General features: G+C 45.0%; 13 protein-coding genes. All 13 read left to right on the forward strand.

Annotated features, from left to right (window positions below; all coding sequences use genetic code 11):
* The first annotated feature begins 41 nt into the window (after positions 1-41).
* The 13 genes from GN242_RS00720 (at position 42) to GN242_RS00780 (ending at position 18174) form a co-directional block, all read left to right on the forward strand.
* Entirely contained in the window at positions 42-590 is a 549-nt protein-coding gene (locus GN242_RS00720; RefSeq protein WP_154753393.1) for a fimbrial protein, read from the forward strand.
* 147 nt (positions 591-737) lie between these two features.
* Entirely contained in the window at positions 738-1487 is a 750-nt protein-coding gene (locus GN242_RS00725; protein WP_156286747.1) for a fimbria/pilus periplasmic chaperone, read from the forward strand.
* A gap of 207 nt (positions 1488-1694) precedes the next feature.
* Positions 1695-4160 carry a fimbria/pilus outer membrane usher protein gene (locus GN242_RS00730; RefSeq protein ID WP_445224724.1) on the forward strand — a complete coding sequence of 822 codons (2466 nt, stop codon included), beginning with the start codon at positions 1695-1697 and terminating at the stop codon, positions 4158-4160.
* Entirely contained in the window at positions 4148-4741 is a 594-nt protein-coding gene (locus GN242_RS00735; RefSeq protein WP_156286748.1) for a fimbrial protein, read from the forward strand. Before GN242_RS00730 ends, GN242_RS00735 begins: the two co-directional genes overlap by 13 nt.
* 123 nt (positions 4742-4864) lie before the next feature.
* Complete coding sequence (tssB, locus tag GN242_RS00740) at positions 4865-5398, forward strand: type VI secretion system contractile sheath small subunit (protein ID WP_154753396.1); 534 nt, start codon at positions 4865-4867, stop codon at positions 5396-5398.
* A 17-nt stretch (positions 5399-5415) separates the two neighbouring features.
* The gene (tssC, locus tag GN242_RS00745) at positions 5416-6915 is read left to right on the forward strand and encodes a type VI secretion system contractile sheath large subunit (protein WP_156286749.1); all 1500 of its coding nucleotides are present in this window, start codon (positions 5416-5418) and stop codon (positions 6913-6915) included.
* 128 nt (positions 6916-7043) lie between these two features.
* On the forward strand, positions 7044-7529 hold the full coding sequence (locus tag GN242_RS00750; RefSeq protein WP_156286750.1) for an Hcp family type VI secretion system effector: 486 nt from the start codon (positions 7044-7046) through the stop codon (positions 7527-7529).
* A 221-nt stretch (positions 7530-7750) separates the two neighbouring features.
* On the forward strand, positions 7751-8290 hold the full coding sequence (gene tssJ / locus GN242_RS00755) for a type VI secretion system lipoprotein TssJ (protein ID WP_197094751.1): 540 nt from the start codon (positions 7751-7753) through the stop codon (positions 8288-8290).
* Positions 8287-9633, forward strand: coding sequence for a type VI secretion system baseplate subunit TssK (gene tssK / locus GN242_RS00760; RefSeq protein WP_156286752.1), 1347 nt, complete (start codon positions 8287-8289; stop codon positions 9631-9633). Before tssJ ends, tssK begins: the two co-directional genes overlap by 4 nt.
* Positions 9633-11012, forward strand: a complete 1380-nt coding sequence (tssL, locus tag GN242_RS00765; protein WP_156286753.1) for a type VI secretion system protein TssL, long form — start codon at positions 9633-9635, stop codon at positions 11010-11012. Before tssK ends, tssL begins: the two co-directional genes overlap by 1 nt.
* A gap of 11 nt (positions 11013-11023) precedes the next feature.
* Positions 11024-14893, forward strand: a complete 3870-nt coding sequence (gene tssM / locus GN242_RS00770) for a type VI secretion system membrane subunit TssM (RefSeq protein ID WP_197094752.1) — start codon at positions 11024-11026, stop codon at positions 14891-14893.
* A 49-nt stretch (positions 14894-14942) separates the two neighbouring features.
* Positions 14943-15608 carry a hypothetical protein gene (locus GN242_RS00775; RefSeq protein WP_156286755.1) on the forward strand — a complete coding sequence of 222 codons (666 nt, stop codon included), beginning with the start codon at positions 14943-14945 and terminating at the stop codon, positions 15606-15608.
* 70 nt (positions 15609-15678) lie between these two features.
* A complete protein-coding gene (locus GN242_RS00780; RefSeq protein WP_197094783.1) occupies positions 15679-18174 on the forward strand; it encodes a type VI secretion system tip protein TssI/VgrG in 2496 nt (831 codons plus the stop codon).
* Positions 18175-18291: the final 117 nt, after the last annotated feature.

The raw sequence follows: 18291 nt of genomic DNA on the forward strand, positions 1-18291 counted from the left end.
AAAAAACACACATTCATTATGATTTATTAAGGTTAGATATTATGAAAAAGTTTAAAATTTACGCGTCCGTATTGGCACTGAGCATGGCTGCTTCTTATGCTTATGCAGCAACTCCAGCAACACCTGGTGTTGGTCAGGGGCAGGTACAGTTCAATGGTAAGTTAATTGATGAAACTTGTGAGATTGAATCAGGTAGCGAAAATATTCAGGTTACACTTCCTACCTTATCAACTAAGACTCTGGCAGTTGAAGGTGCTACAGCGGGTAGCAAATCATTCGATATTAAAGTAATTAAGTGCCCGGCAGCCATTACTAAAGTTGCTGCACACTTCGAAGCAATTGGTAGCTCCGGCGGTAACTCTGCGACTGGTAACCTGGTGAACAGCGCAACAACTGGAGCAGCGGGATTGGTTGAAGTTCGTCTGTATAACTCTAATGAAAATCAGCTGATCCTGGGTAACTCTGGCGATCCGGTTGCGGTTAAAGATCAGAAAGCTACCCTGCGTTATTACGGTGGCTACTATGCTACGGGCGTAACAACCCCTGGTCTGGTTACAGCAACCGCACTGTATACCCTGAGCTACCCATAAAATTCTCTGATTTTTAATGAAATATTAAGTCGCGATTATTGCTTACTCGCGACTTAACATTCAGCAAGTCAGATCAGGAATCATAGAGGTGTTATCTGACACCTCTATCAATTTCGATTCATTTCTGAACTATGTAATGGTAATAAGATGTTCTATAAAATTAATACAGCAGTTATTTTTTTTATTTTGTTGTCAACAAGCTCAATGGCCGCAATGACAATTAGTGGGACACGCGTTATTTTCCCTGGCGATGAGAAGGAAGTAACCGTAAGAACTACAAATAAAGGAGATACGCCCGCATTAGTTCAGGTTTGGGTTGATGATGGAAATGCAAATGCTGACGTAAACTCAATGAAAGTTCCTTATATGGTGACGCCTCCGGTGTATCGCGTTGAACCGGGGAAGGGGCAGAGTCTGAGATTGATATATAACAACATGGTGCTGCCAAAAGACAGAGAGTCGATATCCTGGTTAAATATGCTGGAAATACCACCCGCCTATAAGGGGCCGGCTAAAGACCGGTTGGAGCTGGCATTCAGAACCAGAATAAAAATTTTTTATCGGCCAAAAGCTTTAGACAAAAGTAGCAGTGCAAGCCAGACAGAGGATCTTAAATGGGCCGTTGATAACGGAAGTAAAAAGGTGAAGGTCACAAACCCAACACCATATTATTTCTCGTTCGATAGTATGACTATTTACTCGGGCTCGAAGAGTGTCAATGTTGATGCGGATATGGTTGCACCGTTTTCTACCTCTGAGTTTGATTTTGAAAAAAACGCACCAGCTATAGGGAATGTTACTGGTGCCGAGTTTAAATTACTCAATGATTATGGGGCAATTATTGTCGGTAAACTAAAAGCAAGTGGTAATGGATTGACCTTAGAAAATTATAAATAGAAGAAAGTACTTTAAAGATTCTCATTGGAAAAAGGAGCTTGCCAATTGAGTAATTTAATCACAAGAAACCATACTGAAACAGACCGTTTAAAAAATATTAGTGCACGAGTCAGCGGAGCGATGAAGATCCTCGCCAGCATGTTCTGTTCAGTTGCAGTGGCACAGGATGGTGTGGAGAACAATGCGACCGGTGATAGCAGTGAGCCTATGAGGGTTGATTATAACCCAGTTTTTATTCACGGCTCAGGCGTCGATGTAGGACGTTTCAGTGAAGGTAATAAGATTGATCCAGGCGTTTATAGTGTATTTGTCATCGTTAACCAAAAGAGTCTTGGAAAATACAACGTCACATTTAAAGATATCGAGGGTAGTTCCAGTGCACAGCCTCATTTCACGCTGAAAGAACTGAATCAGATCGGCATAAGATTAAACGCAAATAACGATCAATCTTCTCAGTTAGTTGACGAAAAGACAGATGAGTACTTTTCCATAAAACAGGTCATTAAGAAAAGTGCTGTACACTATAACTCGGGCGACTATGAGTTAAGTATCACCGTGCCGCAGGTGAATATCATCAACCGTCCACGTGGATATATTGACCCGAACAGATGGGATGCCGGTGTTCCTACCATTTTTCTTGATTATAACAGTAATATGTACAGGGGATTTACAGGTGCAAAGCATGGTGAAAGGCTTAAGAACGTAATTTATACGGGTAACCTTGGAATGAAAGCGGGGATTAACCTTAAAGGCTGGCGCTTCAGAAAACGCATGAACGTTAATCTGTCCAGCCGCGGGGAGTCCTATACGCAAAATTTAGTGGGCTATGCGCAAACGGATATTACTCGCTTACAAAGTCAGTTGACCATTGGTGATAGCAATACCAGGGGTGAAGTGTTTGATAGCTATAATATTCGAGGCATCGTTTTGCAGTCCGATGAGCGAATGTTACCTGAGGGGTTAAGAAACTACGTACCTATACTGAGGGGTGTAGCGGAAACTAACGCTAAAGTAACCATCATCCAGCGAGGACAGACGGTATATGAAACCGTTGTTCCTCCCGGCCCGTTCGAACTGAGTGATATCGGGGCGATGGGCTACGGCGGTGACCTGCAAATGACGATAACGGAATCTGACGGACGGGTCAGAAACCAGAGTATTCCCTTTTCCGCCCCTCCTATGCTCTTGCATCAGGGAGTATCACTCTTTAGCTTCAGTGCCGGCGAGCTCAGAGAAGATTCGTTAAGGAAAAACCCTAAAATTATGCAGGGGATCTACCAGTATGGTGTGGGAAATATGTACACATTATACGGTGGCGGACAATTTGCAGAAAACTACTATTCGTTAGCGTTGGGTAATGCATTTAACACTCCGATTGGCGGCTTTTCTTTGGATGTGACAAACGCAACAAGTAAGCTTGCTGATAATAAGAAAAAAACAGGTACCAGTTTCAGGGTCGGCTACAGCCGTTATATGGAAGCGACGGATACGGATGTCACCCTCGCGGCGTATCGCTATTCAACGGAAGGGTATTTCACCTTCAGAGAAGCAAGTATGGAGCGATACTATCGTCGTAATATTCTGGAAACAGATTATCGTGCGAAAGAGCGTGTTTCCATGACGATTGGCCAGCGTTTAATCAACGATGCCTATCTTAACTTTACGGGGAGTATGTACAAATATTGGGATCACCGATCAGGAACCCGACAATACTCGGTGACGTATAACAAATCAGAAAAATATTTCAGTTACTCACTGACGGCCATGCGGAGCAAGAATAATAACCGTGAGAATGAGAATACTTACATGTTATCGTTCAGTATTCCCTTTGGTGGCGGCTACACCAAAAAACCAGTGTTTAACTCACTTTATACCAGCCTGACCCATGACGAAGGGAAAGGGACTTCTCTGCAAGTCAACGCTAATGGTAGTCAGGGAGAAATGAGTGAGCTGACTTATGGTATTGGAGCAACAACAGAAAGCAAACGTCATAATAACGGGGCACAACAATCGGTATCGGGGAATGCTTTTTATCGTTCACCTTTGGGAAACTTTGGTATCACGGCTTCGGCTGACAGTAAATCAACGAATCAGGTATCTTTATCCGCCAGCGGTAGTGTAGTAGGGCACCAGGGGGGCGTAACAGTTGGGCCACCGGTAGGTGATTCACCCTTTGCAATTGTTAGTGTGCCTGGAGGAAAAGGAGCGAAGATATTAAACGGATATGGTGCAGAAGTTAATTCTAGTGGATATGCCATTATGCCTTCGTTGACATCATATCGTGAAAACACGATCTCAATCGATACCAGAGGATTACCCGGTACGGTCGATGTATTAGACAGTGAAAGTACGATAGTTCCAAGAGCGGGATCCGCTATACTTGTTAACATGAAAACAATTGTCGGTTCGCCTTATATACTTATCGTCAGGCGCTCTGATAACAGTTACCTGCCAATTGGCACGGAGTTATTTGATATGAACGGTGTCAGTCAGGGAATAATTGGTCAGGGCGGCATGGCATTTGTTCGCGGCTGGGATCCAACCATTAATGTTCTGAGAGCAAAATGGAATGAAGGCAGGGAACAGTGCCAGATACTCCCTAATAAATATTTAACTCCTCCAATAAAGGATAGCGGTGACATAGTTACCATGGAGGTAAAATGCATCATATAAGGCTTATGCATCCTGGTTTTAATAAAATACTATATTCAGCGTTAATATTCGTAGCTATACTGCTGTTTAGTCCTGCTAGTTCAGTCGCAAGAGATTGTACTAATCTTGGTTGTAATACCAGTGTTTTTTTTACAGGAGTCTATGCTGAAGAAACCTGTGAGATTGTAATTAACGGTGGAATTAATATTGATGTAATTCAATTGCCGATAATCTCTACTCAAACACTAAGAGGTGCTGGTTCTGAAGCAGGTAGCAAAACGTTTACTGTTGGATTAAAAAAGTGTCCGATTAACAGGAATATACAGCTAAAGTTTGTTAGTAATTTGTCTCAAGCGGACAATACAACTGGGAACTTATTAAACAACACTGGTGTAGGTTACAGCCGTAATACGCAAATAAGGCTGAGGAAGAAAAATGGCTCACAGATAAAAATAGATGACCTGACAAGTGCGCAAAATTATTACATTCCTTTGTCTGGTGGGGTTGTAACCCATGATTATATTGCGAACTACTATTCGAGTGGTTTGGCAACATCAGGGCAAGTTAGAGCAACAGCAGGTATAGAACTTTTTTATAAATAAAAAACGATGGCGCTGCAAAGCGCCATATAAGCCATAAATTATCTATTTTCTTAAAAGAAATGCAGCCGGCATAGTATTAACGTATTTTATCTATTGTTAACTGAGGATTTAAAAGGAATAGTAATGGCTATTAATAAAGGAAGTGCTCAGAAATTTATTGCAAGAAACCGCGCGCCGCGAGTTCAGATTGAATATGATGTTGAAATTTATGGTAGTGAGAAGAAAATAGAATTGCCTTTTGTAATGGGTGTGCTTGCTGATTTATCCGGCTCTCCCCTGGAACCGCTGCCGCCAGTTGTTGACAGAAAGTTTCTTAGCATCGATATCGATAACTTCGACGAAAGAATGAAAGCAATGAAACCGCGAGTGGCATTTGCAGTACCTAATACATTAACCGGAGAAGGCATGTTGATGATTGACATGACTTTTGAAAGTATTCACGACTTTTCACCCGATGCTATAGCAACAAAAGTGGACTCTTTATCTCAGTTACTGGAAGCAAGAACTCAGCTGGCGAACTTACAAACCTATATGGATGGTAAAGCCGGAGCTGAAAGTCTGGTGACTAGCGTACTTAAGGATCGAGCACTGCTCAATGCACTGGCCAGTGAGGCAAAGCCTGCTGCGCCAGATAATAAAGCTGCCGAGAATGACTGAATATCGTAGAGGGAACTATGTCAACTCAAACCGTAAAGAATGAAAAACAAGCCGTTGCCACGCCGTCGTACAGCGACTTCAATGCGCTATTAACTAAAGAATTTAAACCGAAGTCTGAACAGGCAAAGTCTGCCGTTGAATCAGCAGTTAAGACGCTGGCTGAACAAGCTCTGGCGAACTCTTTGACCCTGGCTGATGATGCATATAAAAATATTGCTGTTTACATCGCAGAGATTGATCGAAAGCTAACAGAACAAATTAACCTGATTCTGCATCATGAGCGATTCCAGGCGCTGGAAAGTGCATGGCGCGGTCTGCACTATCTTGTCAATAATACTGAAACAGATGAGAAGCTTAAGCTGCGCTTTATGGACATTTCCAAAAATGAATTAAGGCGTAACCTGAAGAGATATAAAGGGATAGCCTGGGATCAGAGCCCGCTCTTCAAACAGGTTTATGAAGAGGAGTACGGGCAGCTTGGTGGCGAACCTTATGGCTGTCTGGTAGCAGACTACTACTTTGACCATACGGCGCCCGACGTGGATTTGCTTGCCTCCATTGCGAAGATTTCAGCTTCTTCTCATGCTCCTTTCATTACTGGTGCCGCGCCGTCTGTGATGCAGATGGAGTCCTGGCAGGAGCTGGCTAACCCGCGTGATTTAACCAAAATTTTTACGCAGAACCTAGAATACGCAGCATGGAACTCTTTGCGTAACTCAGAAGACTCACGCTATATCGGTCTGGCTATGCCGCGCTTCTTGTCACGCCTTCCGTATGGCATCCGCACTAATCCGGTAGATGCTTTTGACTTTGAAGAGACCACAGACGGTGCCGACCACAGCAAATATACCTGGTCTAATGCCGCCTATGCGATGGCCGTCAATATTAACCGCTCATTTAAACACTACGGCTGGTGTACGTTGATTCGTGGGGTTGAAAGTGGCGGTGTGGTGGAAGATCTTCCCTGCCATACTTTCCCGACCGATGATGGCGGCATAGATATGAAATGTCCTACAGAGATTGCAATTTCTGACCGCAGGGAAGCAGAATTAGCCAAGAATGGATTTATTCCACTGATTCACCGTAAAAATACAGACTATGCAGCATTCATTGGTGCGCAGTCATTACAGAAACCCGCTGAATATTATGACCCGGATGCCACATCTAACGCCAATTTATCAGCGCGGCTTCCTTATATGTTCGCTTGTTCGCGTTTCGCACACTATTTGAAATGCATTGTCCGTGACAAAATCGGAAGCTTTAAAGAACGTGAAGATATGCAGAACTGGTTGAATAACTGGATAATGAATTATGTTGATGGTGATCCAAGTAACTCCTCAATGGATACAAAAGCGCGTCGTCCATTAGCTGCAGCTGAAGTTATTGTTGAAGATGTAGAAGGAAATCCGGGTTATTATCAAGCTAAATTCTTCTTACGTCCTCACTTCCAGCTTGAAGGTTTGACCGTTTCTTTAAGAATGGTTGCTAAATTACCTTCACTTAAAAACGAAAGCTAATATATATCTGATATCTTGAGTGATGTTTTAATTTTGGGAACTGTATTAGAAAAATTAATTTTATCTGATACGGCAACGTAGGGGCCGCAACAAATGTGGCTATTTTATTACATTTAAAAGGAATTATCATGGCACAAGATATGTTTATCAAAATTGATGGCATCGAAGGTGAATCTCTGGATGCTGTTCATAAAAATGAAATTCAGGTACTGAGATGGAACTGGGATGTTAGCCAGCATTCCAATATGCATAGTGGTTCCGGTGGTGGTTCTGGAAAGGCAAGTGTCAGTGATTTCTGTTTCGAGCACTATACCGATAAAGCCAGTCCTAACCTTCTGAACTACTGTCTTACCGGTAAACACATTAAAAATATTCAATTCGTGGTACGTAAAGCAGGCGGCGATCCGCTTGAATACTTAACCATTAAATTTACCGATGTCATTATCACTCTGGTCGAAATGTCTGGTTCTTTAGAAGACGAGACACGCCCGCGTGAAACTGTGAGGTTCTCATTCACGAAGATGACGCAGGACTATGTAATGCAGAATGCGGAAGGTCAGAGATCTGGTGTTATCTCCGCAAGCTATGATGTTAAAGCTAACCAGCATGGCTAATAAAGCAGAGAGATAATTTACTCTATTTTTGATAGGGTTAATCTCTGAGATATATTGCCCGGGGAATTACGCATGGTTCCCGGGCAATATTAAACGTTAACATTCTGATGAGGAGTGAAATAACAGGGTGTCGAAAGGATTTATAATCATATATTTTACGATTTATGCTGGGTAGTCTTCATTTTGCTACATTTTAAAAACAGATGTTTTATGATAACAAAATGTTTAAGAAATCTTGCAGGATAATATTAGCTGTTTTTCATGCGTTGGTTTTAATTTCGACATTAACATCATGCAGTCTATTTTTCGGAAATAAAAAACCGGAAAGCAAGTCTGGCAACATAAAAATAACGCTGTCTGCATCGAAAGATATTAACCCTAGCGCTCAGAGTAAGCCGGCACCTCTGGCTATCTATATTTATGAGTTAAAAACACCGGATACATTTGATAATAGTGATTTTTACTCAATAGTAAATAATACCAATAAGATTTTTTCCGAACAATCAACGAAAGTTTATCAGGCTGTTTTGATGCCCGGTGAAAGGAGAAACATTGAGATTAACCTTGGTGAGTCCAGTGTGGCTCTGGGTGTTGTTGCTGCTTACAGAGATATTAATCACGCAGACTGGAATAAAGCGATAAAAATTCCAGGTGCTCAACCGAGACCTTGGTGGAAGATCAGTAATTCAAAGGAGCCATCAACTCTTTGTGTTCAGTTCAGCCAGCTCTCAATCTCAACAATTAAATGGATTAAGATGTGAGAACCAATAAAGTCGTCTGGAGCGAAGGGCTTTTTTTACGTCCCCAACTTTTCCAACAACAAGAGCGCTATTTGGAATATTTTGCCCATAAGCGAGCTGCGACTCTCAATCCTTTTTTTTGGGGTTTCTCCCAATACGATATTGATAAGGAGGCGCTGGCATATGGCAAGCTGGTTCTGAAATCTGGCGGAGGCGTACTGCCTGATGGTGCGCCGTTTGATATCCCTGATCATGCTGAAATTCCGGAGCCACTAACCATTCTTCCGGATCATTTAGGCAAGATGATCTATCTGGCCGTTCCCCTGCGTCTGGAGAACAGTGACGAGACAATCTTCGATAAAAACAATCAGAGTTCCCTGGCCAGGTTTCAGGCCTATGAAGCCAGTATTAATGATACCAATGCCATCAGACAAGGGGCTAAACCTGTTCAGTTGAGCAGACTGCGCATGCGTCTGGTTCCTGAATCAGAAATGACAGAGTCCTGGCTCGGCCTGCCCTTAACCAAGGTTAAAGCACTACAGCCAGATGGCAGCGTCTTACTTCACTTTGAAGATCATATCCCACCCGTTACGGGTTACGCCGCCAATACGCTATTGGCAGAGTGGCTGACGCACCTTAATGGCTTGGTTAAATTGCGCGCGGAGATGCTGGCAACGCGCCTCTCTACCAGTGACGGTAAAGCCAGTGCCGGTGCTGAGGTTGTCGACTATTTGCTGCTGCAAATTTTTAATAAATATGAGCCGCTTCTCGACCACATCAGGCATATTCCTGAGCTGCCGCCGATCCTGATTTACCAGGAGCTGGCTAAATTCTCCGGTGAGTTATCCACTTTTGTACGGACACAAACGCGTCGGCCTGTACCGGCACCGGGCTACGACCATGTGCGGCTGTATGAATCAATCCGGCCACTGGTTGAGGAAGTGAACTACCTGCTGAATCAGATCATGATCCGTGCAGGGCAAATGATCCCGCTGCTGCCCAAAGGCAACGGTGTCTGGTCTGCTTCCATGCTGCCTGCTGAACTGCATTCTTTCACCAACCTGGTGCTGGCTGTCCATGCGCAGCTTTCCATGGATGTGTTGCAGCAGCAATTTACTTCGCAAACCAAAATCAGTGCTCCGCAGCAGCTGCATGAACTGGTCAGGTCGCATTTACCCGGGCTGGTATTACAGGGCTTGCCGGTACCGCCGCGACAGATTCCTTACAGTTCAGGATATGTCTACTTCGACCTGCTTAAAAGTGGGCCATTCTGGGAGAAAATCGCTGCAACCGGTGCGATTGCGCTGCACGTAGCTGGCGATTTCCCCGGGCTTAAAATGGAACTTTGGGGAGTCAGGAGCTGATGAGCGAACTACAGGACAACGGCCTTGCTACCGAGCTTGTGCCGCCTGAAGAACAGAAGCCTGAAGAAATGACACCGCAGGCGCTGGGCAGATTTCTTCCGGATGAGCATACGGTTGCTGCCGATCGCCCTCTTCATGCCATTAACGAAGATGAAGAAATCGAAGCGTTTCTGCGAAGTGAAAAAGATTATTTAAATGAAACGTCTCTTAGAAGCGAGGGCGTACAGCAGCGGCTGGTTAATATCAGGCAGGCCGAAAATCCGCTACTGGAAGCCAGCCAGCCCTTACTGCGTGCATTGAGTGAAATGCCTGAACATGTTGAATCCATAGAATATGTTGAGGTGCTGAAAAGAAGTATCAAAAATGAAGTTAACCTCTTCGCCGTCGTTTGCGAAGAGATCGACGTTTCATGGAAGAAAATGGCCATTGTCAGATACTGTCTGTGCACCGCTATTGATGAAGCCGCCCATGCCAGAGCCTGGGCCCAAAGTGCCGGATGGTCACAGAGTAACCTGCTTAACCATTTTGAAGGTGATAACGACGGGGGGAATAAGTTTTTCCTGCTGGTTGGTCGTCTTTCCATGAACCCGCATGAATATGCAGATGTTCTTGAGGTGCTGTTAAGAATTCTGGGGCTTGGATTTGAGGGGCGCTACAGCATTATAGAAGATGGTGACCGGCAGTTAACGAAAATAAGGCAGCGGTTGTTAACCATTATTCAAAGTACCAGAGACACCACCTCAACGATTTTATCACCCCATGGATTAGTGAAGCGAGGTAAGCAGAAGCGTGAGAAGTTAATAGTTCCGGTACGCGTCACACTGTTGTTATGCGGGATTCTTATTGCCTCACTTTTCTTTTGGTATAAATACTGGCTTACCATCAATAAAAGTGGAATAGCACATAAAATTCTGGCGATGCAACAGATTAATATGGCAAAGCCGGCGGTGAAAAAGTTGCGGCTTGCCTATTTACTCAGGCATGAAATTGCCAAAGGACTGGTAAATGTCGACGAGACTAAAGACCAGAGTAAAGTGGTATTCAAAAGTGATTCTGTTTTTGATAGCGGGGCAACATCAGTTAAGCCAGCTATGGACTATGTGATGAATCGTGTGGCCAGAGAAGTCCTGCGGGTCAACGGCAGTGTGCTGGTCGTTGGTCATACTGACGCGATGCCTATTCACCGGCCGGGTATTGAAAACAATATCGTTCTCTCAGAACTACGAGCAAAGGCAGTGGCCAGTTATTTTATTAATACCGGACTGGCTGAAGGGAAAATAAAAATTCAGGGCGTAGGTGATACTCAGCCACTGACTAATAACAGTACACCCGAGGGGCGTGCGCAAAACAGGCGCGTGGAATTTTTCGTTACTTATTGATGAGATCAGTAATGTCTTTTATTAATAGATTGTTTTCTGTTCGCGTAACAAAATTCTTGCTTTTTATAGCATGTTTTATCCTGATATCCCTGTTTATATGGTATTTAGGTCCATTCTTTGGGTTTGGCGAAACACGGCCATTAGAAAGCATTGAGCCACGAATTATTCTGATCGTTCTTACTCTGCTCTGTATTATTGGGCTATGGTACAGATTCCCGCTGTTGATCATGCTGCTACTTGCACTTTGTTGTGCAGTGTGGATATTGGGGCCATATATATTAGTAGGAAACTCCTATCCCGTTGCTACAGTCAACCGCAGAGTTATCGTCATTGGCTGCATACTGCTGGTTGCACTCTTCTATGGTGCATGGAAGCTGATTGTTGCATTAAGAAAAAACCCGAAGTTTTTAGACCGGTTTATCAAAGATGAAGTGGTGAAAGAGGACTATAAGAGAGCTGAGATCTTCGCCATTATTCGAAATGCAAATAGTCACATCAAAAATATCAGTAAAAGTACCTCAAGATTTAAACAGTTTTTCTGGCCGGTGAAATTCCTTAGCGATCTGCCATGGTATATGGTCATTGGGACAGAGAGCGCAGGTAAAACCTCCTCAATACTCTCCTCCGGACAGAGTTTCCCCGAGCCTGAACAACTGAAAAAAATCGCACAGAAGACGATGCCAACGGCAATCTGTGAGTGTTGGTTCTCGAATGATGCACTTTTTTTAGATACTGCGGGCAGATATGTCACCCATGCGGAGGAAAATAATAACGAATGGAAAAATATTCTTGAAGCCATTAAAAAGTACCGTTCTATTAAAGCCATCAATGGCATCATTGTTAATCTATCCGTTGCTGATGTCATGGGCCGCAGCAAAGCGGAGTTGTACGATATTTCGGCTAAGATAAGATCAAGGCTGGATGAGACCCGCAGTGTGCTGGGTATCCATTTCCCCGTTTACGTACTGGTGTCAAAAGTCGATCAGCTGTCTGGATTTTCTGAATATTTCAGAATATTGACCGAACATGAACGTGAGCAGATTTGGGGCGTGACTTTCCCCTATGGGCAGGAAATGGAAACATCTTCTGCCGAACTGCGCGAGCGGATTGATGATGAGCTGGGACTGCTGGAAAAGCGTATTGAAGATAAGATGACGTTACGCCAGCAGGAAGAGCTTAACCTCAGTGACAGAAAAAGAATGTACAGTTTACCCCAGGATTTTCGCGTGTTATCGCAGGAAATTGCTGAAATTCTGCAAAGTATATTCTTTACTTCACGCTATGACGAAACTAAAGGATTGAGCAGCTTACGTGGATTATATTTCGCCAGCAGCAGCCAGCCAGCAGATGTTTATTTATTAAATAATAAAACGCTGATTCAGCGATGGAGTAATTTTGTACAGAGAAGAACCTCCAGCGCGGTCGAGTTAGTCATTAAAAAGCACAATGATGCGGATTTCCTGGTCACGGATACGTCCTACGGTCGTCATTACTTCCTCAAGACGTTGTTTGCTGAGATCATCGTTAAAGATGCCAGGCTGGTTCGCCATAATCTGCGGACACAATCTAAATATCGCTTCCAGAATATATTTATACACAGTGCTTGTATTCTATTCACTGCATGGATGCTTAATGGTTTTTATCATAGTTTTTATAACAATGATGGCTATCTTGCTACTGTTTCTACCAGAGTATCCTCTTTAGAAGATGCAATTCGAAATTTCGAAAAGGCGAACAACCCTGAGTTAATTCCCGGGCTGTTATCGATGGCTCAGTATATGCCAGAGTACAGTGAAATCGATGTGACGCGTCCACCACTTGATTTCCGCTTCGGCCAATACGTAGGTTGGGATATTACGGCAGACTCTCTTTCTTTGTATCAATATTTCTTACAGAGATTGTTGTATCCAATGGTACAGCATGAAGCACTGGAGAAGCTCCAGGACACGCTTATTGATGAAAATAATAGCGAGATATACACCGCACTGAAAACGTATCTGATGCTTAATGGCCATGGAAAATTTGATAAAAAGTTTCTTATCAATACGATTACTGAAGCATGGGATAGTTCTGGAAAAATAGCACCTTATGCCGATCGGGAAATTTTCATTTCACATTTAGATGCGCTTTTTGATGTCCCTGAATGGCGCCGTTATGCCCAGTCTATGGATAAGGAACTGGTTGCGCAGGCAAGAGCCGTTCTGAGCCGTATTCCGTTAAGCGATCGGCTTTACGATCGCATTAAAATTCTGGCAAGGGATGATGCCCCAGCGAACCTCACCCTCGGGCAGCTGCTCGGCGCTAAAGACAACCAGATTTTTACCATGGCAGTTACCGATCAGGCCGCGACCAGCATCCCGGGGCTATTTACCTATGTTGGTTATCATGAGGTATTCAAAAAAAAAATCAGCTCCCTTATCACCAGATTCAATGATGAAGATGGCTGGGTAATGGAAAGCAAAAAAAGCACGTCATTAGCAGAGTTCCGCTCTACAAGGGTGCGCAGTGACTTAGGGTTTGTCGGTTCCGCTATGTTGGCCAATGCAAAACGCATTGATCCTGTTAAGCAGCGAGTTATGCAGCGGTACTACGAAGAGTACACCCAGCGGTGGAGTGACTTTCTCAGCCATATTCGCCTGAGATCGAACGGGCCACAGAATCCTCTCGGGCAGCTGGCGCTCTCTTTTGATATCTATTTGCTGCGTACCATAGCCTCAACAAATTCACCGCTGATTAAACTGGCACAGCGGGTCGTAGAGGAAACCACACTTTCAGCGTCAGAGGCTGACGGTCTGGCAGATAATCAGACTCCTAACTCCCGGCTGCTACAGAACGTTAACCGGGCAAGTCAGCTGCTGGATTCGCTCGAAAAGAAACGAGTGTGGGAGGGGGTAGATAGTCACTTCGCCACTCTGCGCGAATTTGTCACAGGCTCTGCACGGCCTGATGAGAAGGCTGGCAACGGTGCGGTGGCAGACAGCCAGTTAAGAAAAATAATGGGGGTGCTCCAGGATCAATACACTTTGTTTGTTATCTCTGATAACGCATTGAAAAATGGCAATATGCCGGTTCTTTCTGATGCGGGTATCAAGATCGGCGCAGAGTCACAAACATGGCCGGATCCAATCAGAAATATTATTGAGCCTCTTTTAAAAGGGGCGCATAAAAAGGTTAACCATCTGGTTATTGCGGAAAGTAATAAAAAAATAGAGTCCGATCTGGGGGAAATGTGCCGCAATACCATCGTGGGGCGTTATCCGTTTGCCAGAAGAAGTAAGGAAGAGGTCAGGGTGAGTGACTTTGAGCGGTTCTTCGCCCCAGGAGGCCTGGCAGATACTTTCTTCAGGGAGAACCTGACGGAGATGGTAAACACTTCCGTGAAGCCATGGCGCTATAAAAGTGAAAGCGTTGAGCGAGACTCTGGCACGCTGAAGACGTTCGAACAGGCCCGGGATATCCGCAATATCTTCTTCCGGAATGGCGAGAGCAAGCAACTGTCGGTTAACTTCTCGGTATCTGTGCCTTACATGGCACCCACCATCACTCAACTCAGCCTTAATTTTGATGGTGCGACGATGGATTATTCACATGGCCCCGTCGTCCCGGTTTCATTTATCTGGCCAGGCACCCGCGCCGGTTCAATACTCAATATGACAGCACAACCAAGAATGGCAGACAAACTTTCAGGTCTGGTTTTCACCGGTCCATGGGCTCTTTTCCACTGGATGGATAGCGTGACAAGGATAGAAAATCCGTCTTCTGCCAACCCGGTTCTGGTGTTCTCCCTGAGCGACCGTATTGTGAATATCCAGGCGTCCGGTATTACCTATAATGACCGGCTGATTACTAATTTATTGCGCAACTTCCGCTGTCCGCGATGAGCTGAAGTTTATTAAATATCAACAATAAATTTGGTGGAGGTATAGACCAGTGCAGATATCTGTTATTGACGATGACCGCCGTCATCGTTGGTATCACAGGCGTAGATATAGCCATCGGGCTATGCTTAAGTTTTTACAGGATACTGTTGAACCTGCGATCAGAAATTTATCGCAGGATGATGATATTTCCGCGAGCTACCCGTGGTGTTTCGTATTTTCAGCGAAAGAACTAAACCGGAAAAAATATTATGTTGGTGCACTGACGCTATACAATAATAAAAGTCTTTGCGTCATTTATTCACACCTGACCTATGATAAAGTATCAGAGGATTTCAAAAAGAATTTCCATATCGCATTCTGGCTGGCGAGAATTCTTGTGCTGTGGCTAAGTAAAAGTAAGGAGGATAAAAACACCTCATTTATTTCAGAGTGGATTAATTCACTGAAAATACATTATTCACCTTTTCTGGAATCCATTCTAATTCGTAAGGAATACAGGTTTAGAAATACTTCTGAATCACTGCTATCAAATTATCACTGTTTAGATAATCAGATTTCTGTTGATGGTGGAGTAGAGTTTATGCCATGGACAAACTGGCCTGAGTGTATTCAATCCGGAAGTTTTGTCTGGATTTGGCGACAAAGTCGGCATGGTCGAATTATTGATTCGAGAAAAATACCGATACCTATGGATATTACTAACGTTCATCGTTAGTGGTTATGGACAATCAATCTTGTAAAAGGTGATTATAATGTCACGTACTATTAACTTGTACAGCGCCGCAATGCCCACCTTGTTGGGCGAGCCGGGTTTGGTAGCATCTACGCTTAGAGGTGAAGAGTCGTTATCTACACTGTATTCATACTCTATTATGACAAAGACACCGGCCAATCCCTTGATACCCTGGCAGTCTGCTTCAAATATCGATATTAAGGCTCTGATCGGTAAGGAAATGACAGTTGAGATAGAGCTGGACGGCAGTGGTCTTGATACGGTGATGGGTATTGGTAAAGGCACCCGCGAAATATCAGGACTTGTTCAGCGGGCAAGATTTCTTGGCCGTGATGCTAATCAGGCAAAGCATGAGTTTATTATCAGGCCCTGGCTTTACCTGACAGATTTGACTGCCGACTATAAAATTTTCCAACAAAAAAACGTGGTGGAAATAATTGACGAAGTTTTATCTGAATATAACTTCCCATCAGATAAGCGCCTTAGCGGCAGCTATCCTCAGCTTGATTTCCAGGTTCAGTATGGCGAAACCGACTTTAACTTCATTCAGCGCCTGATGGAGGAGTGGGGCATCTACTGGTTTTTCGAGCATGATGAGCATAAACACAAGCTGGTACTTGTCGATCATGTCGGTGCCCATAAAGGCTTTGCAAGCAGTGCCTACCACACTCTTCAATATTCACCCGACCAGCCCAAATCTGGTGAGGAGTATGTAACCCGTTTCGATCATCAGGAAACGATTACTACAGGAACATGGGTCACCAATGATTACGACTTTACCAAATCACGTGCGGATATCCTCGCTCTGGACAGTAAGCCGCGTAATACCAGCTTTAATGATATGGAAATCTTTAGCTGGCCGGGGGATTACGAGCAGCCTGGCATAGGTGAGCAATTAGCTAAGGTTCGTATGGAGGAGCTGGGTGCTAAGGGTTCCCGGGCCAAAGGGTTTGGTGAGCTACGTGGTGTGGTTTGTGGCTGCAACTTTACCCTTAAAGGATTCCCGGTACAAAAAGTTAACCGCGAATATTTGATTATTTCCAGTAAGTTAGACATAGAAGAAATCGGTCAGGTAACCGGCCAGGAAGAATTTAAATATCAGTGTGAGTTTACCGTACAGCCGACAACTAAAATCTACCGTCATCCATGTACCGCGATTAAGCCGAAAACACGTGGCCCGCAAACAGCTATCGTTGTTGGCCCCGCCGGGCAAGAGGTATGGACAGATACTTATGGGCGGGTAAAAGTTCGTTTCCTGTGGGATCGTTACGGCCATAATAACGAATTTGACTCCTGCTGGCTGCGAGTCAGTCAGGCCTGGGCAGGGAACCATTTTGGCGGAATTAATATTCCCCGCATTGGTCATGAAGTCATTGTCGACTTTTTAAATGGCGATCCTGACAGGCCGCTGATTTTAGGTAGCCTCTACAATAACGTCACTATGCCCCCCTGGGATCTTCCGGCTAACGCTACACAAAGTGGTCTGGTCAGCCGAACCATCGGTGGCGGACGAACAAACTTCAACGGTATCCGTTTTGAAGATAAAACGGGCAGTGAGTATTACTGGGAGCAGGCCGAGCGAGACATGAATCGGCTGACCAAACGCAACGAATACCAGTCGATAGGTGCCAACTCAAATATCAAAGTTGGATTCTCCCGAACTAAATTTGTTGGCGGTTTCCAGACGGCAAACGTTCTTGGTTTCAACAGCCTGTTGGTCGGCGGTGCGATGACCACGGTGGTTGGTGGCGCGAAGTCAGTCAACATTGGGGGGATATATGGGGTGAACGTCGGTGGCGCAGCCTCCCTCGCCGTGGGCGGCGCTAACTCTCTGGCGGTGGGCGGAGCCAACTCCCGCGCGGTGGGCGGCGCAGATTCGATTGCGGTTGGCGGTGCGGCCTCGACAGTTGTCGGCGGGGCTTTCTCGCTGACTTCCGGCGGCATGCTGACCATCTGTGCTTCCAACATTAAAATTGTCGCCGGTGGAAAGATTGTGATTCAGGCAGGTGAGGTCGACATCAACCCGGGCGACTGCTGCGACTGTAAAGGAGGGTGCGGCGGCGGCGGCGGCGGGCCTGCTTTACCTGGTTTACCTGGGCTGGGAGCGTTTGGATTTATACCTTTACCGCTGCCATTACCGCCATTGCCAATTTGGCCACCAGTGATACCGCCAGCAACGCCATCGGTTACGCCATCGGTCACACCGTCTGTTACGCCATCGGTCACACCGTCTGTTACGCCGTCGGTTACGCCATCGGTCACACCGTCTGTTACGCCGTCCGTTACTCCATCGGTAACGCCATCCGTTACCCCATCGGTGACGCCGTCGGTCACTCCTTCGGTGACGCCATCCGTTACCCCATCGGTGACGCCATCCGTTACGCCGTCGGTCACACCGTCGGTTACGCCGTCCGTTACGCCGTCGGTTACGCCATCGGTCACACCGTCGGTGACGCCTACACCTTCCTTTACTGCTTACCTGGCAACGCCAACACCGTCCGTAACACAAACTGTGACGCCAACGCCTATTGAACGAGATGCTGAGTAAGAGGAAAACTTTACTATTTTCAATCACGTCAACGCCCATATGGGCGTCGACGTTTTATCAAAGGCATACCAGAGGAGCCAGTAGCAACACAACGTTTCAGTCGATCTTTGTTTCGAT

Source organism: Erwinia sorbitola (assembly GCF_009738185.1).
Taxonomy (GTDB): domain Bacteria; phylum Pseudomonadota; class Gammaproteobacteria; order Enterobacterales; family Enterobacteriaceae; genus Erwinia; species Erwinia sorbitola.